General features: G+C 49.8%; 17 protein-coding genes and 1 pseudogene. 10 read left to right on the forward strand and 8 right to left on the reverse strand.

All coding sequences use genetic code 11. The features are described 5' to 3' along the window. Positions 1 to 204: 204 nt before the first annotated feature. Entirely contained in the window at positions 205 to 882 is a 678-nt protein-coding gene (locus ACLHV8_RS19170; RefSeq protein ID WP_049120613.1) for a PadR family transcriptional regulator, read from the forward strand. Here the strand turns inward: ACLHV8_RS19170 and ACLHV8_RS19175 are convergent. Together ACLHV8_RS19175 and ACLHV8_RS19180 are read right to left on the reverse strand one after the other, a co-directional pair. Next, positions 879 to 2,444, reverse strand: a complete 1,566-nt coding sequence (locus ACLHV8_RS19175) for a methyl-accepting chemotaxis protein (RefSeq protein ID WP_049120612.1) — start codon at positions 2,442 to 2,444, stop codon at positions 879 to 881. The two genes, ACLHV8_RS19170 and ACLHV8_RS19175, sit on opposite strands and share 4 nt — an antisense overlap. A gap of 103 nt (positions 2,445 to 2,547) precedes the next feature. After that, positions 2,548 to 4,065, reverse strand: a complete 1,518-nt coding sequence (locus tag ACLHV8_RS19180; RefSeq protein ID WP_063448351.1) for an IS66-like element ISKpn24 family transposase — start codon at positions 4,063 to 4,065, stop codon at positions 2,548 to 2,550. A 526-nt stretch (positions 4,066 to 4,591) separates the two neighbouring features. Here ACLHV8_RS19180 and ltrA point away from each other — a divergent pair. From ltrA to ACLHV8_RS19210, 6 genes and pseudogenes are all read left to right on the forward strand, one after another. Further along, complete coding sequence (gene ltrA / locus ACLHV8_RS19185) at positions 4,592 to 6,100, forward strand: group II intron reverse transcriptase/maturase (protein WP_001189109.1); 1,509 nt, start codon at positions 4,592 to 4,594, stop codon at positions 6,098 to 6,100. Between the two features lie 80 nt (positions 6,101 to 6,180). Beyond that, positions 6,181 to 6,657 (forward strand): annotated as a pseudogene (locus ACLHV8_RS19190) (IS3 family transposase); the annotation flags it as partial. Between the two features lie 211 nt (positions 6,658 to 6,868). Then, the gene (locus ACLHV8_RS19195) at positions 6,869 to 7,900 is read left to right on the forward strand and encodes an ATP-binding protein (protein WP_227675402.1); all 1,032 of its coding nucleotides are present in this window, start codon (positions 6,869 to 6,871) and stop codon (positions 7,898 to 7,900) included. A gap of 18 nt (positions 7,901 to 7,918) precedes the next feature. Next, positions 7,919 to 9,190 (forward strand): hypothetical protein, encoded by a 1,272-nt coding sequence (locus ACLHV8_RS19200; protein ID WP_049121186.1) that lies wholly within the window; start codon positions 7,919 to 7,921, stop codon positions 9,188 to 9,190. Then, positions 9,187 to 11,139 carry a hypothetical protein gene (locus ACLHV8_RS19205; RefSeq protein ID WP_049121187.1) on the forward strand — a complete coding sequence of 651 codons (1,953 nt, stop codon included), beginning with the start codon at positions 9,187 to 9,189 and terminating at the stop codon, positions 11,137 to 11,139. Before ACLHV8_RS19200 ends, ACLHV8_RS19205 begins: the two co-directional genes overlap by 4 nt. A gap of 11 nt (positions 11,140 to 11,150) precedes the next feature. Then, complete coding sequence (locus ACLHV8_RS19210; RefSeq protein WP_049121188.1) at positions 11,151 to 11,792, forward strand: flagellar motor protein MotB; 642 nt, start codon at positions 11,151 to 11,153, stop codon at positions 11,790 to 11,792. Between the two features lie 230 nt (positions 11,793 to 12,022). Here ACLHV8_RS19210 and ACLHV8_RS19215 read toward each other — a convergent pair whose 3' ends face one another. Together ACLHV8_RS19215 and ACLHV8_RS19220 are read right to left on the reverse strand one after the other, a co-directional pair. Beyond that, complete coding sequence (locus ACLHV8_RS19215) at positions 12,023 to 13,339, reverse strand: tyrosine-type recombinase/integrase (RefSeq protein WP_410377010.1); 1,317 nt, start codon at positions 13,337 to 13,339, stop codon at positions 12,023 to 12,025. A 540-nt stretch (positions 13,340 to 13,879) separates the two neighbouring features. Continuing rightward, on the reverse strand, positions 13,880 to 14,368 hold the full coding sequence (locus tag ACLHV8_RS19220) for a hypothetical protein (protein WP_032666808.1): 489 nt from the start codon (positions 14,366 to 14,368) through the stop codon (positions 13,880 to 13,882). 525 nt (positions 14,369 to 14,893) lie between these two features. Between ACLHV8_RS19220 and ACLHV8_RS19225 the strand changes: the two genes are divergently transcribed. Then, complete coding sequence (locus tag ACLHV8_RS19225) at positions 14,894 to 15,718, forward strand: hypothetical protein (RefSeq protein WP_028017127.1); 825 nt, start codon at positions 14,894 to 14,896, stop codon at positions 15,716 to 15,718. A gap of 89 nt (positions 15,719 to 15,807) precedes the next feature. Here the strand turns inward: ACLHV8_RS19225 and ACLHV8_RS19230 are convergent, their stop codons facing one another. Then, complete coding sequence (locus ACLHV8_RS19230; RefSeq protein WP_208594140.1) at positions 15,808 to 16,491, reverse strand: outer membrane protein; 684 nt, start codon at positions 16,489 to 16,491, stop codon at positions 15,808 to 15,810. 366 nt (positions 16,492 to 16,857) lie between these two features. Here ACLHV8_RS19230 and ACLHV8_RS19235 point away from each other — a divergent pair, with 366 nt between their 5' ends. Continuing rightward, the gene (locus ACLHV8_RS19235) at positions 16,858 to 18,027 is read left to right on the forward strand and encodes a DNA repair protein (RefSeq protein ID WP_208594141.1); all 1,170 of its coding nucleotides are present in this window, start codon (positions 16,858 to 16,860) and stop codon (positions 18,025 to 18,027) included. Here the strand turns inward: ACLHV8_RS19235 and ACLHV8_RS19240 are convergent, their stop codons facing one another. Further along, positions 18,028 to 18,792, reverse strand: coding sequence for a siderophore-interacting protein (locus ACLHV8_RS19240; RefSeq protein ID WP_108090495.1), 765 nt, complete (start codon positions 18,790 to 18,792; stop codon positions 18,028 to 18,030). Positions 18,793 to 18,938: 146 nt separating this feature from the next. Here ACLHV8_RS19240 and ACLHV8_RS19245 point away from each other — a divergent pair, with 146 nt between their 5' ends. Continuing rightward, positions 18,939 to 19,433, forward strand: coding sequence for a PadR family transcriptional regulator (locus ACLHV8_RS19245; RefSeq protein ID WP_208594142.1), 495 nt, complete (start codon positions 18,939 to 18,941; stop codon positions 19,431 to 19,433). Here the strand turns inward: ACLHV8_RS19245 and ACLHV8_RS19250 are convergent. Then, entirely contained in the window at positions 19,430 to 20,989 is a 1,560-nt protein-coding gene (locus tag ACLHV8_RS19250) for a methyl-accepting chemotaxis protein (protein ID WP_208594143.1), read from the reverse strand. The genes ACLHV8_RS19245 and ACLHV8_RS19250 overlap by 4 nt on opposite strands. 335 nt (positions 20,990 to 21,324) lie before the next feature. Continuing rightward, the gene (locus ACLHV8_RS19255) at positions 21,325 to 22,845 is read right to left on the reverse strand and encodes a PAS domain-containing methyl-accepting chemotaxis protein (RefSeq protein WP_134708013.1); all 1,521 of its coding nucleotides are present in this window, start codon (positions 22,843 to 22,845) and stop codon (positions 21,325 to 21,327) included. Positions 22,846 to 23,198: the final 353 nt, after the last annotated feature.

A 23,198-nucleotide genomic window follows, 5' to 3' on the forward strand; every position in this document is an offset into this window, starting at 1 on the left:
AACAAATCTCAAATGATAATGATTGCTAATTGAGAATATTGCAAGAACTTTTTTGATAGGGTTAGGATGGACCATCTCAAACGTCATGAGTAAAAATAAAAACATACAAATCAATCAACTAGATTAATATTTACGAGTAGACTTGCAAACATAAAAAATTTAGATATAAATTAGATATATCTAAATAACATCAGGAGATGAATGATGCAGGATCATCATGAAGGTTGCTGCAAACATGCAGAACACCAGCACGAAGGCTGCAGTAAAAGCGAAGGACATCGCCACGAAGATCACCACAGAGAACACCACGAAGGTTGCTGCAAAGGTGAAGAACGTCGTCACGAAGGCTGTGACAAAGAACACCACCATGAGCATGGCTGCGGACACCGACACGGGCGCGGCGGTGGTGGCGGTCGACGTCAGCGCTTCTTCGGCCACGGCGAATTACGTCTGGTGATTCTGGATATTTTGACCCGCGATGCCAGTCACGGTTATGAGCTAATCAAAGCGATTGAAACATTGACTCAGGGTAATTACACCCCAAGCCCGGGCGTGATTTATCCGACACTGGATTTCTTGCAGGATCAGTCGCTTATTGCTATCCGTGACGAGGAAGGTGGACGTAAGCAAATAACAATCACGGAGCAAGGCCTGCAATGGCTGGAAGAGAACCAGGAACATCTGGAACATATCCACGAACGTATTAAAGCACGCAGTGTCGGCTTTGAATTACGCAAGAATCCACAGATGAAAAGAGCACTGGAGAATTTTAAAGCCGTGCTGGATCTGCGGGTCAATCACGGTGACACCAGCGAAGCGCAAATCAAGAAGATCATCGGTATTATCGATCGCGCATCGCTGGACATCACCCAGCTTGATTAAGCAGGCTGCGCGTCTTCTTTACGCACGCGGAACACTTTGATCATCTCTTTTAAGTGTAATGCCTGTTCGTTTAATGACGCCGCTGCCGCAACGGACTCTTCTACCAGACAGGAGTTCTGTTGCGTGGTGGTGTCGATCAGGCCAATCGCACTGTTAATCTGCGAAATACCGTCCGTCTGCTCGCGGCTGGCCTGAGCGATTTCCCGTAATATCACATCCATATCTTCAACGTTAGTGACCATTCCATTGATCAACGCGTTGGCTTTTTCAACCAACGCCAGCCCTTCCCGGGTATGACTGGTGGAGTCTTCAATCAGATTGCGGATCTCGCTGGCAGACGATGCGCTTTTTTGCGCCAGTTGACGCACTTCTCCGGCAACTACCGCAAAACCACGCCCGTGCTCACCAGCGCGCGCTGCTTCGACAGCCGCATTCAGCGCCAAAATATTGGTTTGAAAAGCAATCGAATCTATCAGGTTGATAATTTCTGACATACGGTTAGAGGTTTCATTAATCACGCGTATTTTCTGCGTCACCTGATTCATCATCTCACCGTTGTTTTTCACGACCGTCGCCGCTCCGGTAGACAGCTTCGTCGCTTCATGGGTATGGTCTGCCGTCGTTTTGACCGTCGCAGTAATTTGTTCCATCGACGCTGCGGTCTGTTCTACCGAGCTTGCCTGTTCTTCGGTACGCGCAGCCAAATCCTGATTACCCGCGACAATCTGTGCCGCCGCAGCAGAGATATTCTCGGAGCCGTTTTGCACTTCCTCGACAATCTCTAACAGTCGGGTTTTCATTGCCATCAGCGCTTGCAGCAGCACACCGGTCTCATCCTTTCGTTCCATACTGATGTTGCGAGTGAGATCGCCCTGCGCAATCGCCTCGGCAAACTGTACGGCTTCGTTAAGGGGTCGGGTAATTGAGCGCACAATATACCAACCCATCACACAACCGGCAGCAATGCTTATCAGCGCCAGAGTAATCAACAGTGCGCGATTGGTGTGGAAATCGTATTCCACCTGAGCGCCCGCCTTCTGCATCTTGGCATTTTCAATGGCGATCAATTCCTGCACTTTTGCTTTATAAGCCTGCTGCACATTCACTGTGCGGGTCATCATCTCGTGCATCGCACCAGAGCGATCGTGATTCTGCAGCGCCTGCAGAATGCGGAATCGGGAAGCCACATACTGCTCACGCACATCGCGGATTTCCGCAATAATTTTTTTGGATGCATCATTGAGAGGCGCTGCACTCAGCGCATCCAGCAGAGCAGAAATTTGCTGGCTGATGGTATCGAGCTTTTTCTGGGACGCCTGAGTCCATTTACCTTCCTCATCCAATAACATCAATTGTTGAGTACTGACAATCTCCTGAAAATTATCAATGAGCAGATTGGCTTTTACCGTAATCGGATAGTCAGTGGTAATGATGTTCTGCATCCCACTGTTACTACGATCCAGACTCAACAGCGAAAGGCCCGAACTCACCATCATCAGTACAACAAACAAACCAAACGCGATAAATAATTTCGAGCGAATCTTTACGTTATGCAAGAACATATTTTCTCCCTGGAGACAGTTTTCTTCAGACAGACATCCTTATCGGTCATCACTCACATAACTTTAGTAAGCGTGCAGCGAGAACCGTATTGACGGGGATGTGTTATTCAGTTGGCAGTGCTACGCGCCAGGGGAGTAGTTCGCTGACCCGGTTTATCGGCCAGTCAGCAATGACGTCAAGGACATAACGGAGGTAGCTTTCTGGCTCCACTCCGTTCAGTTTGCATGTCCCGATCAGGCTGTACAGCAGCGCTCCCCGCTCTCCTCCATGATCCGAACCGAAGAACAGGTAGTTTTTGCGGCCCAGGCTGACCATCCGTAGCGCATTCTCAGCTATGTTGTTATCTGCCTCGGCCCAGCCGTCGTCAGTATAGTAAGCCAGCGCCGGCCACTGGTTCAGTACGTACGTTAACGCTTTCGCCAGTTCTGAGTGTCGCGACAGCGTTTTCACCTTTTCACGCAGCCAGCTTTCCAGGGATTTCAGCCGCGGTTTAGCTTTTTGCTGACGTTCTGCAAGGCGTCGCTTCGCCGGCATCCCCCTTATTTCCGCCTCGATGGCATATAACTCACCGATCCGTTTCAGGGCTTCCTCCGTCAGCGCTGACGGGGTGCGAACGTGCACATCGTGGATCTTGCGGCGGGCATGAGCCCAGCAGGCAGCTTCCGTTATCTGTCCATTGCGGTACAGTTCGTTGAACCCGGCGTACGCATCCGCCTGCAGAACACCGCTGAAGCCAGCGAGATGGCTCTGCGGGTGGATACCTTTTCTGTCCGGGCTGTAAGCGAACCACACTGCCGGCGCCAGCTCTGACCCGGCGTTACGGTCGTCACGAACGTAGGTCCATAACCGCCCGGTCTTCGTTTTCTTATTACCTGGCAACAGCACCGGGACAGGCGTGTCATCAGCATGGAGCTTACCGTCAGTCAGCACATAGTCCTGAAGCGCCCCTTCCAGCGGTGACAGTAGCCGGCAACACGCATCCACCCAGCCCGACAGCAGTGAGCGGCTCAGCTCCACACCCTGGCGGCCGTATATTTCAGACTGGCGGTACAGCGGGGTGTGCTCTGCATACTTTGAACTCAGCACGCGGGCCAGCAGCCCCGGTCCTGCGATACCCCGCTCGATGGGCCGTGAAGGCGCGGGGGCCTGCACGATGGCATCGCACTGAGTACAGGCATGCTTTTCACGTACTGTCCGGATAACCCGGAAGGCGCTGCGCATCAGCTCCAGCTGTTCGGCGGCATCTTCACCCAGGTAACTCAGCGCACCACCACATTCCGGGCAGCATGACGCTGCCGGCAGCAGCCGTTTTTCGTCACGGGGAAGTGATTCAGGGAACGGTTTGCGGGTACGGGTCTGCCGCAGCGGGCGCTGCACGGCCGGGTCATCCACCCGGCCGGTAAGGGTATCGCTTTCTTTCTGCAACTGCTTAAGGTCGGCTTCCATCTGCGCGATACGGCGGGAGACTTTTTCGGAGCGGCTGCCGAAGTTCATCCGGCGCAGCTTATCCAGTTGCGCCTGCAGGTGATCTATTTCGCGTTCACGCTCGTTCAGTTTTTCCAGAAGGGCACGGTTCAGCGCCTCCTGTTCGGCAACCTGAGCGGCAGTGACCTGCGGCATGCCCGCAGGGTGATGTAACCCGCTGACAACGGGGATTGAGGCGAGATCACTAAGCCGAGATGATCCTCAAGGTTAAGTACTGAAAGGCTGAAGAACATGAACCCGTTAATCCGCCTCTGTGGGTTGAAAACGTCACCACGGCCTACGTGATCTGACAGGCCGTGCAGGAGGAACTGGCAGTGATACGTAAGCACTGCCGGTCGAAGGTGTTTTGACATGTATGCGAAACACCGGGGCAGCAGCGTCTATCACGCTTGCGTTGCTGACTTCTGCCAACTTGCGGCAAGCAAGGATAAAGAGTGCGACGGGCAGCCTCCTCAGTATGCCTGAGTCCAGGCAGGTAAACCGGGGAAGGTCAGCGACGGATGTTAAGGGGGCATGGCTCCGATGACGCGCTGGCTGGCGGAGCTTCCGTAGTAGTCCGCGATGGGGAAAGCCCATTACATGGCGAAGGGAAGCAGTTTGAATGTGTTTGCGACGTGAATTAACTGACCTAACGAGGTGAAGACCTTTGATAATCAGCGAAATGCAACGCAAGCTTGCCACATGGGCAGCCACCGATCCGTCCCTACGGATTCAACGGCTGCTGCGTCTGATAACACAACCAGAATGGCTGGCTGAAGCGGCGCGGATCACGCTTTCATCAAAGGGGGCCCATACCCCCGGCGTTGATGGCGTGAATAAAACAATGCTACAGGCCAGACTGGCTGTTGAGCTGCAAATCCTCAGGGATGAATTACTCTCAGGCCACTACCAGCCCTTGCCCGCCAGACGGGTTTACATCCCTAAAAGCAACGGCAAACTGCGACCACTGGGTATCCCCGCGTTGCGGGATCGTATTGTTCAGCGGGCCATGCTGATGGCGATGGAGCCGATATGGGAGAGTGATTTTCATACGCTCTCATATGGCTTCCGGCCTGAGCGCAGTGTCCACCACGCGATCCGCACGGTGAAATTACAGCTCACAGACTGTGGTGAAACCCGGGGACGCTGGGTGATTGAAGGCGACCTGTCCAGTTACTTCGACACCGTACATCATCGACTGCTGATGAAGGCTGTACGCCGCAGGATCAGTGACGCACGTTTCATGACTCTGCTGTGGAAAACCATCAAGGCGGGACATATCGATGTCGGTCTCTTTCGGGCGGCCAGTGAAGGTGTACCACAGGGCGGTGTTATATCGCCGCTATTATCGAACATCATGCTGAATGAGTTCGATCAATACCTGCATGAGCGCTACCTGAGCGGGAAAGCCAGAAAAGATCGGTGGTACTGGAATAACAGTATCCAACGGGGCCGAAGTACGGCGGTCAGAGAAAACTGGCAGTGGAAACCCGCGGTGGCGTACTGCCGCTATGCCGATGATTTTGTCCTCATCGTCAAAGGCACCAAAGCACAGGCGGAAGCCATCAGGGAGGAGTGTCGGGGTGTGCTCGAAGGCAGTCTGAAACTCAGGCTGAACATGGATAAGACTAAAATCACCCATGTTAATGACGGCTTTATCTTTCTGGGGCACAGGATCATTCGCAAACGCAGTCGTTATGGCGAGATGCGAGTGGTCTCAACGATCCCGCAGGAGAAAGCCAGAAACTTCGCCGCATCGCTGACAGCACTGTTATCAGGCAACTACAGTGAAAGCAAAGTCGATATGGCTGAACAACTCAACCGAAAACTGAAAGGCTGGGCCATGTTCTATAAGTTCGTTGATTTTAAGGCCAAAGTCTTCAGTTATATCGACCGTGTCGTGTTCTGGAAGCTGGCTCACTGGCTGGCCCGCAAATACCGTACAGGTATCGCTTCCCTGATGAGGTGGTGGTGTAAATCACCGAAACCGGGTCAGAGCAAAACGTGGGTTTTATTTGGTAAAACCAATCACGGCAAGCTCAGCGGCGAAATACTGTACCGGTTGGTGGGGCAAGGCAAGAAGCTGTTCCGCTGGCGGCTACCCGAAGGTAATCCCTATCTGAGGACAGAGACCAGAAACACGTATACATCGCGCTTTACAGAAGTGGCAATGGCGTTCGCCAGCATTTAAATGGAGAGCCGGATGCGCTGAAAGGTGCACGTCCGGTTCGGGGAGGAGAGGCAGGGAAATAGTCCGACTACGCCCTGCCTCTTACTCTACTCAGGACCCACGAAGGCTGGCTGTATCTTGCCGTGGTGGTTGATCTGTTCTCACGCAAAATTATCGGCTGGTCCATGCAATCCCGGATGACAAAGGACATTGTCCTGAACGCTCTGCTAATGGCTGTATGGCGGCGTAATCCCCAAAAACAGGTGCTGGTTCATTCGGATCAGGGCAGTCAGTACACAAGCCATGAGTGGCAGTCGTTCCTGAAATCACACGGTCTGGAGGGCAGCATGAGCCGTCGCGGTAACTGCCATGATAATGCGGTTGCAGAAAGCTTTTTCCAGTTGCTGAAACGCGAACGGATAAAGAAAAAGATCTACGGAACGCGGGAAGAAGCCCGCAGCGATATTTTTGATTACATCGAAATGTTTTATAACAGTAAGCGTCGGCATGGTTCCGGCGATCAGATGTCACCGACAGAATATGAAAACCAGTATTATCAACGGCTCGGAAGTGTCTAGATTATCCGTGGCGATTCAGTTGACGATTTCATGCACTCATATGTTCAAAAAATAGCGCCACTGAAGGATGACTTTCACAGCCAACTACTCGTTAGCAGCAGAACGCAACAAGCAGCGCTGACTGTGCACTGACTGCGGTAGTACACTTTCCGAAATTTTTTTACTCAAGTGACCAAGCCACAGGCCGATAACACCTAAAGTTATATTTCACATGATTATCAATATGATAATTTTTCAGGGACAAGACAGCCCTGGTTTAACGGAACTTAAACATCTCTCTATGAATGAAGATCTTATGTCAGCGCACAGTAACAATTCAGCACCGTTTAGACAGCCGTTATCTCCACAAGATGACGACGAAAATGGAAAAAAAAATATACCGACAGACCCGAGATTTACTCTAGATAAAGATGTCATCTTATCCCAGACCACCCGCTCCTCTCTTGATGAATGCATGGCTCGTCTGCGTTTTCATACAACGATCTACCAGGAATGGAATTTTTCAGTCGTTGATCCTATGGGGTCGACGGCGATACTAAATTTTTATGGCCCTCCCGGCACCGGGAAAACACTTTGCGCCGAGGCACTGGCTGGACAGTTACGAATGCCCTTTATTGCTCTTGGTATTGCAGAACTGGAAAGCAAGTTTATGGGAGAAACGGCTAAAAATATCCAGGCTGCTTTTGCGCAGGCTAAGGAAACCGGAGCGCTGCTCTTTTTCGATGAAGCCGACACGTTACTGGGGAAACGACTCTCCTCTGTCACACAAGGCGTTGATAATGAAGTTAATGCGATGCGCTCTACGTTACTGATCGAGCTGGAGCGTTTTGACGGCATTGTAGTTTTCGCGACTAATTTCGCACGTAACTATGATGAGGCGTTCCGCAGCCGTATTGGCTATCACGTTGAATTTACGCTTCCTGATCTTACAGCCCGTTACCATCTCTGGAACAAATTCGTGGTTGCTGAAATTCCACTCGCAGAAGAAAGAGAAACTCTTCTCACCGCCGCAAGCGAACTATCCGAAGGACTGGCAGGACGAGAGATCCGTACCTGTATGCGTCTGGCACTGCCTAAAGTGCTGCTGGAAGCAGAACGCACCGGAGAGACTGCACAACTTAACATCGCTCATTTACGGAGTGCGATAGAACAAGTTTTGGCCTCCCACCAAGCGATAGCCAATCATTCGGGACGTACAGCCAGTGAAGTCAACACAGCAAAAAAATTATTAGGTATCCAATAAAAACAACAGGAGAAGATTATGGGTTTCTGGTCAAGTGTCGGCAGTTTTTGCAGCAGCGTAGCAAGTGGATTGGCAAGCACTGCCAGCCGGGTATGGAATGGTATTAAAGAAACCGCAGCTAAAACCGTTTCCTGGATGGCAGAGAAAGCTGAGACCTTTGTGGGAAGTGTAAAGAGCATCTGGGAAAAGGTGAAGCCATTTATCAGTAATGTTATTCGCCCTATCGTGCAAAACGCAGCAAAATTAGCTGAAAAGATGTTGCCACAATTCCCGTGGGTGGGTGGCGCTTTGAAAGCGCTGGATAAAGCGTTGGGGCTGTTGGTCGAATGGGATAAGAGTGATCTGGCGAAACGTATTGGCAAGGCCATTGAGTGGGCAATTAATAAAGCCAAACAACTTAAAGATTTGTTTCTTACACCTGAAGAAATGGATGAGGCCAGTGAGCATGAGCAAGCTTTACGCGAAGCGCGTAACCAGATGCGCGGGGAAGCAGCGAGTGCTGTTGATCTGGCGAGCCTGATTACCTTATATGCCCAACTCTCAACGCGTATTAAGGACGTCCTGGATAACATTCAGATCAACGATTTCGAACATTATCTGCGGTTACGCGCTTCGCAGAAGTTACTGAAAGATACTGAGCAGCATCTTACGCGTGCGCAGGACATTGATACGATAACCGATGACGACCTGTTTCTTATTGAAACTGGCAACGAATTGCTAAAACCTAACCCTCAGTTGAGCGATGAGGCAACGCAACGCCTGGATCGTGTTGTGATGGCGCGTTTTGGCAAGAAACTTATCCCCTTCGTGTTCGAAGAAATGATAATGGCCTGGGGGTATAACCTGCAGGATATGGAAAATGAATGGAAATCGCTGAATGACGGTCTGTCGAAAGAACAAGTACTTCTGCGACGTCTACAGATTGGCCAGCGCCTTGGTGATCTTCAGGAAGATGAAGTACCAATGCTCAACGACCTGGAAGCTCGTTTACCAGTGCAACAGGCTGAGATGGAAACAAAACGCAAACGAACCAATGAAATGCGTAATTATGTTTTTGCAGCAGAAGGATTTCTGCAAATGCTAGAAAAAGAGCCTGAAGAATTTGCTGACCAAGAATATTTGATGGAAGACAGCAGCACGGTTGGGATGATTATTATTGAGTGTGCTCAGTTTGGTAAGCGTTGGGAAGAACTTAATACCGAGCAACAAAGCTTAATTATCGATTTTGCCAATATCTTTGAAAAAGCCAGCCGCGCACGTGCAAGCAAGCTTGTCGAGGTGGCAGCATGACGTTTCATGAATTTTTTGCCTTTATATTGCCGGAATTCGACGTCATTCAGATGCTGTTTGGCGGCACAATGCTTTTTTTGGTTTTACTGACGATTGGTTTATTGCTCTGGCAGGCAAATCAGCGCTTTTGGGACAGAAAATGGCAAGGTGATGCACTGAATAATGGGGCAGACCATCTCGATGTTGATCATGGTTCAGTCAACGAAATCAGCGCAGCAGTTGCCAGTCCAGCAGAAAAAATGGCCGATATCATGCCGGGCATTTTGTTAATTTTAGGGTTGCTAGGCACTTTCCTCGGTCTGGGAATTGCCCTTAATAAAGCATCGGATATTTTGATTGATGCTAACTCCGCAGGCATGGATAACGCCATGTCGAATCTGATGGGGATGATGGAAGGGCTGGGGACGAAATTTAAAACGTCGACATGGGGGATCATGGCGTATCTGATCCTTAAAGCCTGTGCTGCTGGGTTAGGATATGACGAGAAGCGTTTACGCTGGTGCGCACAGCAGATGAAGCAAGTGTTCGACCAGTCACGAGAGCAAAAGCGCGCTGAACATAAAGAGACCCGGTTACAGTATCTGGCAGCATTACAGGGTTTGAACGACAGAATGCAGGTGGAAAGTGAAGCCACACGGCAGTTGCTGAGCAAGTTCTCTTCAGGTATGGAGTCGTTTTTACAGCCCCTGATTGAGCAGGGCCATGCTGCCGCACAACAACGCAAAATACAGGAAACATATCTGGAACAATTGACAGATATATCCCGTAGTACTCAGCAGCAACATATCGATGGATTGCAGCACGTATGCAACAGTATTCACGAGGAAAGCGAAAATTCCCGGCAAGTTAACCATTCACACCATGCCGAGGTAGCCGCGATATATATGAGGATCGCCGGTCAGGGTGATAACGCTGAACAACAGCGTATTAACCAAAATGAGCAATTGGTAAAACTGCAAGACCTCTTGCGTGAAATTCAAAACAATATCGTTAAGGGTACCAAAGATCAGTCTGTGCAAGGGCAACAACAGATAACAGAGTTAACGACGACCCGAGAATCGTTACAGCACTTCATTAATACCAACAGTAGTAACCTGTCTGCCATTCAACATTCAGCCGAAAAAATGTCATCGGCAGCACAAGAAATGGGGAATTCCGCCGGTGATTTGCAACAGGTTATCGGTGATTTCCGTACAGGCATTACCGATATGTTAGGTACGGTTAAAACCGATCTTGGTTCCACCATCTCCCAAATGGGCGAAAGTTTTAGCCAGAATATGGAATCGATATCCACCAGTATGGCAAATGCAACAGATGGCATTTCCAGTGCAGTTACCGACCTTTCTCAAAACGTTGGCACCACAATGAGTGAAGTTCGAATTTCCATCGATCAATCGATGAAAACTCAGCGTGATGCGCAGCGTGAATTTATGATCACCAGTGAAACTTTAAATGAAAAAGTGATCGCTATGACAAAACTGGTTGATGATTTGCGTGAGCAAATAGTTAACGGACTAACAGCGGTATCCAGCAGCAATCGGCAAGTAGCCAGCCTGAACAACCGTTATGCGGAGATGACGACATCAGGTGAAAGAAATGCAGATGCGATTGAAACGCTGGTGAATCAACTCCAGCTCATGCAGAAAGAGAGCCCTCTTCAGCCGGGAATGGACAGGGTCACTGCAGGTGTCGGTAAACTGGTGCACAGCATTGAATCATTACGTGATGAAATGCTGAGTAATACTGATGCCTCTGCTGCACTTTCTTCGCTCGATGACAGATTGATCCGTTCTCTGGAAGAGCTGGGAGGGATTCGTAAAATGCTGTCACCGCCAGAACGGAACCACCTGGTTCAGCAAATTGAAAAAAGCCTGACGCCACTTGCCAATACATTACAACATATCGACCAAACGTTATCGACCATGAACATCGTTAATGATGCAGTCTGAGGTGCTCACTCATGAAAGATAAACCTAATGAGTGGGTCTCGATCTCCGACCTGATGTCGGGAGTAATGGCTGTAGTTATGTTACTGCTGGTGATGTCTGTACTACAGAAAACATGGTCAGATATTAAGCATAAGCAGGAAATGGAACAGGGAGTCAATGCCCAGCGAGCCCGAGTAGGGGAAATGTTGGGAAGTATTAAAACCACACTTGATGGAACGGCAAATGAGGGCTTAGTTGCGCTGGATGTCAACTCGCAAAAAATTACGTTGCGTGATGGAGTTTTCAATCGCGGCAGCGCCTGCATTGCATCTCAGGCAAGCCAGGCATTGGCGACGATTGAAACGCAGGTCGTCAGATTTCTTACCGAATTTAGAAGCGGACAAGTTTATATTGAAGGGTATACGGATAATCTTCCAGTTACCCGTCCGGTGACTAACTTTGAAAGTTTCTGCACTGTCTATGACGATAATTTTACCTTATCGGCAGCGCGTGCAAGAGAGGCGCGTAAATTTATAGTTGGCGATCTTGCTCAGGCTTTTGCACGCCGAGTGATTGTTGCCGGATATGGTGACTCGCAGCCTATTCCCGGTGTTGCACCGGAAGATGCTCGTCAGCGTCGCATTGAAGTTCGGTTCGTGTTGCCAGAAAAGTAGTATTACCTAGCGTGATATTAATCGGAGTGTCTACGTGCTAAAGGCGAGAGCCTGTGCCGCCTTCAATGTACTGCCATTTATTAGACGTGACCGCTCAGGCGGTCACCGAAATAAAGAAGAAAGTCTCGTATAGCCCTCCGCCAGTATCTCTGCGGCATCGCAATTTTTTGATGCCGCAGAGAACACCAGCCACACAACGTTCTTACCTGGTAGCCTTGTCCAGATAAATGCTACTTCCGCCCAAACAGGTTCACAACGTTATTTTCCTGCTGCCGCTGATAGTTGTTGACCCTGTCTTCCCAGATCTCAAGCGCCCTACGCTTTTCAGTCAGGTAGTCATAACGATCATAGTGTTTAGAGCTGACGTCATTCAAAGCGTGATTCTGGATACGGTCGCGGATCTCTTTGCTGATCCCCGCCTCCCCCATCAGCGTTTTACAAGTGCGACGTAAATCTCGCGCTGTGAAAACTTTAAACTCAGGATTAAAAGCCCGGAAATACATGATGGAACGCGCCAGGCTATCAGTGCGTACCGGTCGCTCACCGTTGGTTGATAGCGGGAAGATATAGGGACTGTTGCTTTCCTTAGTCAGTTCTTTCACTGAGGCTAATTCCTGTAGTGCCGATTCAGCCAGCGGGATCAGATGCTCACGCTTGTTTTTCGATACATCGGCTATGACCAGCAATGTCTTTTGCTGCCAGTCAATTGCACTCCACTGGCTGGCAATCATTTCAAACGGACGCTGCCCACCAGCATAAACACAGAAGCGAATCAGATGCTGCATCAGCGGCCCAACGTTAGTTGCCTGAGCGAACTGCTCCATGACAAAACGTAGCTCCTCCAGCGTTAACCATGTATCACCCACTTTCTCCGCCGAGGACTGCTTTGGTATGGCCGATACCGGATTAACTTCAAGGCCGAACGTAATACCCACGCTGGTATTCATCGGATCGTTATCGGCTTTAAGACCGTAGTTAAAAGCCGCCATCAGGTAGGAACGAATTCGATTCGCATGGACCACTGCATCACGCTGGATGATGCCAGATAAGATCGTTTTGATCTGTAATGGCGTGACATCTTTCGCTTTGGTTTCTCGAGGGATAACCGTGTAGCACTCTTTTTCAAGACGCTTCAGAACATCAGCCCAGGTCCGCTTATTGTCGAGCTTCATCTTGTTAACGTAGCCATGTACCAGCTCTTTAAACGATCCCTGCGAGCGATGAAGTTGCATGATGTGCTGTTCGGCCAGGCGCTGTTGCTCAAGCTCTTGCTGGGGCTCTTTTCCTTCAACAAGCCAGGCACCATACTTTTTCGCCAGCTCATTGGCCGTCACCAGTTTCATCTCAGGCCAGATGCCCAACTGGATGAACTTCTCTTTCTTCCCTTTCTCAACGTAGTAACGGAAATAAAAAACCTTGCTGCCTGAAGGCTGAACCTTAACGCCAAGCCTGCCAGTACCACGCTGAGCACTGTTGCTCCACACGTAGTACGACGTACTTTTTGTCTTCAATCCACGTATAGCAGTCTCGGTAAGATTAGCGGCCATGAGGTTACCTTTATGAGGATAAGCGTTACCTGACCCAATGCCCATTTTGGGTCAGGTAATGGGTCAGGTAAGGATAGTACAATGGGGAAATGAGAGAACCAATCAGAAACAAAAACAACTTCATAACTGATTGATTATAGACAATTAGAAACACAAACAGAGACAATGGCGAACAATTAAAAACATGCCAATTTTATGACTCATAATCGCTTGGTCGCTGGTTCAAGTCCAGCAGGGGCCACCAAATTTTAGCTTTATAATCATATAATTAAGCCACTCTAGTGAGTGGCTTTTTTGTTGTGGGAATTGCGAGTGTCCCCTTTTTGTCCCCTGGATTTTTTTCTCAAGCATTCGCCAGGCTGCATCCTGCATAGCATTGTATGATTTTTTTATTACCCGCCTCTGATTTTTGCCGCCCCGTATGAAAGCACATAGCCAACTATCAATGCCCCAAAACACCCGGCGAATTTCATCCATGTACTTTCAAACCAGAAGAATGACCCCATAGCAAAAATCACAGCCAGAGAGGTGATGGTTCCCTCAATTGCGTGGGACATTAACGATTTTACAAATTTCATTCTGTATTCCTTTGCAATCCATAGGATGTCCTTCAATGAACACGAGGTAAGGCTCTAACTGCTGTTCAACGAGAAAGTAGACCATATCCAGATTCTCTTTTGACACCCTGGCGTATGTAGAGGGATATTTGGCTTTCATCCGTCTTGACGCTCTGGCTGATTCTTCAATAATCCCCTGAAACATCACGACGTTTAACGCGGCTGAAGCACTGAACCGGATAAAATGTTTGTACGCCTGATCAATCGCCAGGCGATTCAACATCAGACTTGCGGTTGTCTGAGCCAGTACAATTTGCCCACCTGTTCGCCCACCAATGCTTCCGGCTCCGTAACCCAATTTATTGTTTACGGCCTCTTTACCTTCATCATTGAGTTTCTGATAGAACGAGGTGAAAACGATAGTAATCAGCCTTCGCAAAGGTGACTCAGCATTACCCAAGCTCTTGAGCATATAGAAAAAACGCTACGTCTCAACCTGGTTTCTTTGTTTGGCGCTTTCCCCGGCAAGTCCGCTTCCCTCCCAGCTTCTTACAACCCCCATGTAAGCTGTATTTGGTATAGAGGAGATCCCATCGAGAATCCCTAATGCAACCGGTTTAGCGTCCATATCTCATCCCTATTGCTCTGAACTCGAACAAAGAATAACCAGTCATTAGCAACGTATCCAAGAATTTTTTTCAGTTTCAGACTCCAACACAATATCACGCCAGCCCGCACCACGATTGGCATCGCGCATTTTTGTATATGGTTTGCTTAAACGCCGCCAGCACTGACACGGTCTGGCGATATGTTTTGAAGAAAAAAATGAAAAATGCTTAGGCTCCAAAACCTTAGGCGGGTGCGAATCATGTTGCGCAGCGCATGAGCGAGTTGCTGAGAGATGCGAGAGCATTTATAAGCAACCAATTACTCCACACGTTAAAGATTTTCGACTTAATGCCGTTTTATAACGTATCACACAACATTGAGGCTAAACATGATCGGTAATTTATTGGGCAATAAGGATTTTACACGTTACGTTGTCTACGCAACTCTCTTTGCTGTAGCCCTGAATAGGGCGCATGGTTTGTCGAATTTATTACGATTTGCATTACGCTATTTTGGTGTAGGGTATACAGACTCAAAAATGAAACACATGGATAATAAATGGTTTGATATTCAATTATTTAAAATCATAAATGGCATCAACATCTCAAATATTAATGATATCCGTTTAATCCAGCTTGGACTGAATGAAGGAAAATTAAAACCATCATCTTTCCTCCTTACTAGCTCCTGGGGCGATATCACCAAAAAAATGCCTACCAGGAAAAAAATAACATCAATTATTCTCGGCACGATGTTAATTTTGACAGGTTCTTTTTTTTGGTATACGCAAAACTCTATAGCGTATGGTTTTGCTAAAATTGATTTTGGAACATTTACTTATTATTTATCCAAAGATACATTAATAATTACATCGCAATCTGGTACTATTAACAATGCAACAATCCATAGCAAAGAAGATTGTATAAACTCCCGTAAGCTAATACCTAATGACTCAGTTTTTGCTCTGGCATGCAATAAGCTGTTGAATAACAGCCAATCTTATCAACGGTGGCTTGAACAAGAAATAGCCACAATAAACACATCTAAAAAGTATTTACTTGCTTTGGCATATATATACCTGACTATCGGTGTAGTATGGTTGTTTTCACTGTGGCAATTTATTCGTGCTAATTTACAGGTTGTAAACTACAAGCGTTCTTTGGAAAATAAAAATGAAATTAAAAATAATAAAGAAGAACGAATATCAATGTAGCCAATCTGAGTTTAAAAAAAACACAAAAAAGCCAACCCCGTATTCCCACGGCGTTGGCCCTGTTTTAAAGCAGTGACATTTACAACAGGTTAAAAGACATAACGCATGCCAAGGGTAAATTCATTAGAGACGATGTGCGCTTTCATCTGCTCATCTTTTAAGCCACGCATGTTCGCATAGTTGTTATATCCACTTTCGATCTTACCCATATCGATATAGCGATAACCCAAATCGACATAGAGACGATCAACCGGCGTGTAACTTACGCCTGCGCCTAATGCGTAAGTCAGGTTGTTTTGCGTCGTCGAACCGTATTCACGGCCAGGATTACCCTGCCAGCCGTCGGCTTTAATCCTGCTCACACCAAGCCCTGCGGTACCGTAAACAGAGACGCCGTAGCCCAACTCATAATCACGATAGACGTTCAGCATCAGACGTTCTGTTTCAGTCTGAAGATGATCAAAACCGTTAGGGAAGGCGCTGGAGCCGTTGGTGTATTCGGTTTTCTGCTTAAAGGTGTATTCACCTTCAGTGCGCCAGCCATTACCAAACCGGTATCCCGCAGCAATCGCCGCACCGCCTAAGTGCTCTTTTTGTTTACCACCCACAAACTGCCCGACACCCGGACGGGAACTGGTATCCATCTCTTTGGCTCGCTGTTCAATCTGCAGGTATTTTGCGGAACCGTAATACACTTCTTCGGTATTTGCTGCCAGAACCGTAGCCGGGATCATCGCGATCGGCAGGGCGGCTAAAATAGCTTTCATACTCATCTCTACTCCGTTGAAAAAATATTCCGCACGTCGAACAGTCGTCCGCCGATGTCAGGAAAAATAGTCAGTGAGAGGGATAGTAAATGGCCCGTCACGGGCAAACTATTCGGGTGATTATGGGTTTTACCTGGTAATGTTACGTAGGGACTGGTCTTATTTTTCTAACAATAATTAGTAGTTTCAATGAATTAATATATGAGATTTTCAACGGACTGCGTGAAGCGTCTCACTTCCCCTCCACCTTCACAAACTGCAAAACTAAAGAAATCCCCCATCGCGCCGATCATCATCCGTGTGTATTATTTCCTGTAGCTTTTACAACAACTAACCTTAACTCAAATACTTAAGCGCCAAAGCGAAAGCATCATGAGCACACCGATCAAACGGCTAGAAATCATTAAAAATGCCATTGAACTGGAAGATGACGACATCATCCAGAGCCAGCTGACACGCCTGAAAAATGAAGCGTTTGACGATGAGCTACAGGCAATCGTCGTGGCGCTTGAGCAGAAGAACTACACCGCGGCCATTGCGGCCATTACCGCCTGGCTACAGAGCCAACGCGCAATCACCCAGTGGCGCGATCCACAGGTGGCGGCCAGCAAGCTGGAGCTGAAGGCGCTGGAAGAGCGTCTGCGCGATCTTATAGATCGCCGCAATGCGCGGGTGCAGCAGCTGGATGAGTTCAACGATCTTTATTTCTCCCGCCTCGGCCCGCTGATGCAGCAGATCCTCGCCCTGCGCAAAACGCTGGCGGAGCTGAACCTGCGTCGTCAACAGGCGGAAGCGCGTCGTCGCGAGGAAGATTACCGTCGCTGCCAGCAGTATATGGCGCAGGCTGTAGAAGTACTGGCAACGCTCACCCAGCGCTGGCGCGATCTGCCTGCCGATTCCGTGCAAGCCGCTGAAGCACGCAAACATTTGCAGCAGCAAAGTAACCTGATTGCCAACCTGCTGGCCGAAGCGCTGGAGCTTGAAAGCGGCTTAACGCGCGAAGAAGAGCCTGCGCGTCAGGCGCGCGACGAAGCCAACGAAGAGTACGAGAAATACCGCGAGCAGCACCACGATGCCGAAGTGCGTCTGCGTAAAGGAAAGGATCTCTCGGAAGAAGATCAGAACGAACTGAAGCGCCTCTGGCGCCAGGCGAGCAAGCTTTGCCACCCGGATCTGGTGGCCGACGATCTGAAAGAAGAAGCCAACGCGATGATGGCGCAGCTCAACCAGGCCAAACAGCGTGGCGACGTCAAAGCCATACGCTCTCTGGTGGCGCGCCTGCAGCAAGGCTTCGAGCCGCTGATGGCCAGCGACAGGCTGAACGATCTGGAACGTATCCGCAAAAAAATGGCGCAGGTCCGCGAGCAAATCGACATTTTAGTGAACGAGCTGGCGGAGCTGGAGAAAGAGGAATCCTGGCTTCTGGTGTCGTCGCTGAGCAATATGGAAGCCTACTTCGCTCAGCAGGAGAAAGCGCTGCACGAAGTTCGCGCCTCGCTCGAACATCAGGTGAGCGAAGCGCAACTGGATTCTGCAGCCTGATTATTTAGCGTGCCAGTAAGCGCTGGCACGCACCAGCTGCGGATCAATCGTTTCGGATTCAAACTGGCGGCTGAGGCTTTTCACTACCTTCCCTTCACCGGTCAGCCAGATAAAGTAATCTTCCGCCGGAACGGTTAGCGTCGCCAGATGGTCCGCCACAGCCTGCTCGCTATAGCCAACAATCCAGGTGATGTCGAACGTGCTCAGGTGTGCCAGATAATCCTTATAAGATTCATCCCCAACCGTCACCACTGCATGAACGCCCGGGCGAACAGGCAGTTTTGCGATGCCTTCTAAACGGCGGCGCAGCGCGGGCATGCCGGACTCATCGCAGACATACAGCTGCCAGGCATAATCTTCCGGTACCACCAGCGAACCGCGTGGACCGCCGATCGTCAGCTTATCACCCGCCTTCGCCTCGACCGCCCAGTGGCTGGCAATACCACCATCATGAACGAAGAAATCGAGCACCAGCTCATGATTTACCGCGTCATACAGCGGCGTATAGTCGCGCGCCTGAGGACGTACGCCGTCACCCCAGTCGATGCCGTCATCGGTGACTACCGGAGGCACAAACGTCGTCCCTGGAGCCGGGAAAAAGACTTTGGTGTGGTCATCAAAGCCACGGGAGCTAAAGCCCTCCAGCGCCTCACCGCCTAAAACAATGCGCTGGAAACCCGCGCTAACGCGCTCAGCGCGGAGCACCGTCAGCTCGCGAAAACGCAGGTCATTACGAACACGCTGTGGGTAACGGGTAGATGTCATTTTTAGACCCTTCTCAGGTGAATACGATATATCTAAATCAATTTTAAATGATAATGATTGCTAATCAGCAAGAATGCAAGATCTTTTAGATTGCATCTGAATATATCTTAGATATAGTTTAGATATATCAAAACGAAGGACACAGTATGCGACACGAACACGATGGCGGCGGACGTCGACCGCGCTTTTTTGGCCACGGCGATCTGCGTCTGGTGATTCTGGATATCCTGACGCGCAATGCGAGCCACGGCTACGAGCTGATCAAAGAGATCGAAAACATGACTCAGGGGAATTACACCCCAAGCCCGGGCGTAATCTACCCGACTCTGGATTATCTACAGGATCAGGCCTTTATCCTCATTAAGGAAGAAGAAAACGGCCGTAAGAGCATTACGATTACCGTGGCGGGTCAGCAATGGCTGGATGAAAATCAGGAACAGCTGGCGCACATACAGGCGCGTATCAAAGCGCGTTCCGTCGGTTTCCAGTTGCGAAAAAACCCGCAGATGAAGCGGGCGCTGGATAACTTCAAAGCGGTATTAGACCTGAAGGTCAATCAGGGAGAGCTCAGCGATGCGCAGCTTAAGCAGATCATCGGCGTAATCGACCGCGCAGCGCTGGAGATCTCCCAGCTGGATTAAGCCGGTGCGTGCTCGCCCACCCGGAAGACGCGTACCAGCTCTTTCAGATGCATCGCCTGTTCGTTAAGGGATGCCGCCGCCGCGACGGACTCCTCCACCAGCGCAGAGTTTTGCTGGGTGGTGGCATCAATCAGTCCAATCGCGCTGTTGATCTGCGAGATCCCCTCCGTCTGCTCATGGCTGGCCTGGCGGATCTCACGCAGAATAACGTCCATCTCTTCCACGTTACCGACCATCCCGTTGATCAGCCCACTCGCTTTTTCGACCAGGTTCATCCCGTCCTGGGTCTGGCTGGTGGAGCTCTCAATCAGCTCACGAATTTCACTGGCAGACGATGCGCTTTTCTGAGCAAGCTGACGCACCTCGCCCGCCACAACCGCAAAGCCACGGCCATGCTCACCCGCACGTGCCGCTTCCACTGCCGCATTCAACGCCAGAATGTTAGTCTGGAAAGCAATGGCGTCGATCAGGTCGATAATGTCGGACATCCGGTTCGAGGTCTCATTAATCAGGCGCATTTTGCTGGTCACCTGCTTCATCATCTCACCGTTGTTTTTAACCACCGTGGCGGCATCTGCTGAGAGGGTGGTCGCCTCACCGGTATGCGACGCGGTGTTTTTCACCGTAGCGGTGATCTGCTCCATGGAAGCGGCGGTCTGTTCAACAGAGCTTGCCTGCTCTTCCGTGCGCGCGGCCAGATCCTGGTTACCGGCCACAATCTGCGCGGCAGCGCTGGAGATATTCTCTGAGCCAGTTTGCACCTGCTGCACAATGTCCATCAGGCGTGTTTTCATCTCCATCAGCGCATGCAGCAGTTGACCCGTTTCGTCTTTACCGTGCGGCGTGATGCTGCCGGTCAGGTCACCCTCGGCGATGGCTTCAGCAAAAGTCACGGCCTGGCCCAGAGGACGGGTAATCGAGCGTACGATAAACCAGCCAATCAGGCTGCCTGCCGCCACGCTGAAAAGGGTAATCAGGATCAGCAGCAGACGGTTGGTTCTGAAGTCCCCCTCCACCTGCGCACCTGCGTCGTGCATTTCGGTGTTCTGAATGGCAATCAGCGCCTGCACCTTCGCTTTGTACTCCTGCTGCAGGTTAAGGGTCGTGGTCATCATCTCCCTGATAGCACCCGCGCGATCGTTATTCTGCACTGCCTGTAAAATACGGTAACGCGAGTCCAGATACTGCTGACGCACACCGCGGATATCCGCCAGTGCCTGCTGTGATTTCGCATCATGCAGCGCGTTGTTCAGCTCACCCAGGAGCACGGTGATATTCCCGCTGATCTCCTTCAGACGCTGTTGCGATTGCGCCGTATAGGTCCCCTGTTCATCCAGCAACATGAGCTGCTGAGTGCCAATAAATTCCTGGAAGTTGTCGATTAACTGGTTCGCTTTTACCGTCGTAGGATAGTCACTGGTAATGATAGATTGCATCCCGTTATTGGCCCGGTTCAGACTCAGCAAGGACAAACTCGCACTCACCACCATCAGGACAATTAATAGCCCAAATGCCAGAAATAATTTCGTGCCGATCTTTACGTCATTTAAGAACATATTTTCTCCATCGATGTGATTATTTCTCAGACGATCGCTGTTATCGGTAACGAATTCTCTAACTTTATGACTTTGATCGTTTTTTATTTCATAACCATCACAATAGATAGGTAGAGGCTATTAATAATGCCCCATCGATCGTTACTCAACCATCGGATGAGGCTTTTTCAAAATAGCATCGTGGAAAATTGGCTTAGGCAGGAATAAATAACTGAGATGATTTTTTTAGTTATTTAATATTAAATTAACAATAAAACACATCAATAATTACAACCTCAAATAATAAAGCCGTTTATTCCGTAAGGAATAAACGGCTTTACTGGAACATGACTCACTCAATGGAGAACCGTCACCGCATCCTTAAGACGTCCGGCGCGGTGTTTCACCATGGCGGAAATGTGCGCGCTTTCCTCGACCAGGTCGGCGTTTTTCTGCGTGATGCTGTCCAGCTCTGCCACGGCACGGGTTAACTCAGACAATCCAGTTGCCTGCTCGGAGGTCGCGTGGCTAATCTGGGCAATAAGCTGGGTCACGTTTTTCACCTGCTCAACGATGTCATCCATTGTACGGCCTGCGGCGTGAACCTGTTCAGAGCCGGACTGCACCTTGCTGGCGCTGGCATCAATAAGCTTACGAATATCATTAGCCGCACTGGCGCTGCGGCTGGCGAGATGGCGAACTTCGCCCGCGACCACAGCAAAACCTTTGCCCTGTTCACCCGCCCTTGCTGCTTCAACCGCCGCGTTGAGCGCCAGAATATTGGTCTGGAAAGCGATGTCATTAATCAAGGAGGTAATCGAACCAATGCGCTGCGTGCTGTCGGCGATATCATCCATGGTTTTCACCACGGTCTGCATCGCATTCCCCCCCTTCGTTGCCGCACTGCTTGCGGCCACGGAAAGTTTGTCCACTTCTGCGGCGGTTTCAGAGTTACTCTGAACAGAAGCCGCCATCTGGTTCATTGTCGCGACGGTCTGCTGTACATTCGCTACGGTCTGGCGCGTGCGATCGTTCAAATCTTCATTACCCTGCGCAAGCTTGTCGCTACCATCGCGCACGCTCACCACCTGGCTTGATACGTCATTGATTAACCAGCGGCACATCAGCCCCAGTTGTCCTACCGCACGCAAGGTGAGCCCCAGTTCGTCGCTGCGGTTCAGGTGCTGTACGCTGTTGCGCTCACCGGTCGCCACTTTCAACGCCTGGCGCGCCACATTCTCTACCGGACGGACAATCTGCTGCTCAAACATCAGCGTTCCCAGCAGCATCACCACCGCAGCCGCCGCGATCGGTATCCAGCCTGCGGAAGTCGTGACCAGCGTGGCCGCGAGCACAGCAAAAAGCGCCGCCATCACGCTGCGAACGCGCCAGCGCAGCGGCATTGCCGGGAGTTTCCCCAACCAGCCTTTACGTACCACCAGCCCTTTATGAATACGTTTCTTACAGCTTCCGTCATTCAGCGCCCGGTAGAGAGGCTCCACGGTGGCAATCTCTTGTTCCGTGGCTCTGGTGCGGATGGACATATAGCCCGTCACCTGCCCGTGACGCACCATCGGCACTGCGTTAGCACGAACCCAGTAGTGGTCGCCGTTTTTACGTCGGTTTTTGACAATCCCGCTCCACGGCTCGCCCTGTTGCAGGGTGTACCACATATCGGCAAATGCCGCCTTTGGCATATCCGGGTGGCGCACCATATTGTGCGGCTGGCCCGTCAGCGCGTCGAGCTCATAACCGCTCACCTGCACAAACGTGTCGTTAGCGTGTGTAATGTAGCTATGGATGTCTGTGGTAGACATTAAGGTGGTGTCATCATCCAGAGGATATTCATTCTGGCTGACATAGATTGGAGAAGACATCGTGAGCATCCCTTGCAGGTTATTTGAATGTTAATTTTGTGGATTTATGTTTTTTCGGCGGTAAACAATTTATCTTTAGTTGTTAAACTTGATAGAGATCGCAGATTTCACTTAAACCGCACTTTTTGTGAGATTTTATAATTCATTGATTTCAAATACTTTCGCAAAGAAATTACCTGCAAAGCATGATGTGTTAACGCCCACTTAAGTAGCAGCAAATGCCCCACTTTGGTGCGATTGCCTTTTCCCGCGTCTTTTTAAGCTCGCTGCCATGGATAGCGAAATCCCGTTTCGGTTGTATCGGCATGATTAAATATTGTGCAACATAATTTTAACCTGGCGTTTATCCCGAT

Source organism: Enterobacter sp. CPE_E863 (genome assembly GCF_046521465.1).
Lineage (GTDB): Bacteria > Pseudomonadota > Gammaproteobacteria > Enterobacterales > Enterobacteriaceae > Enterobacter > Enterobacter adelaidei.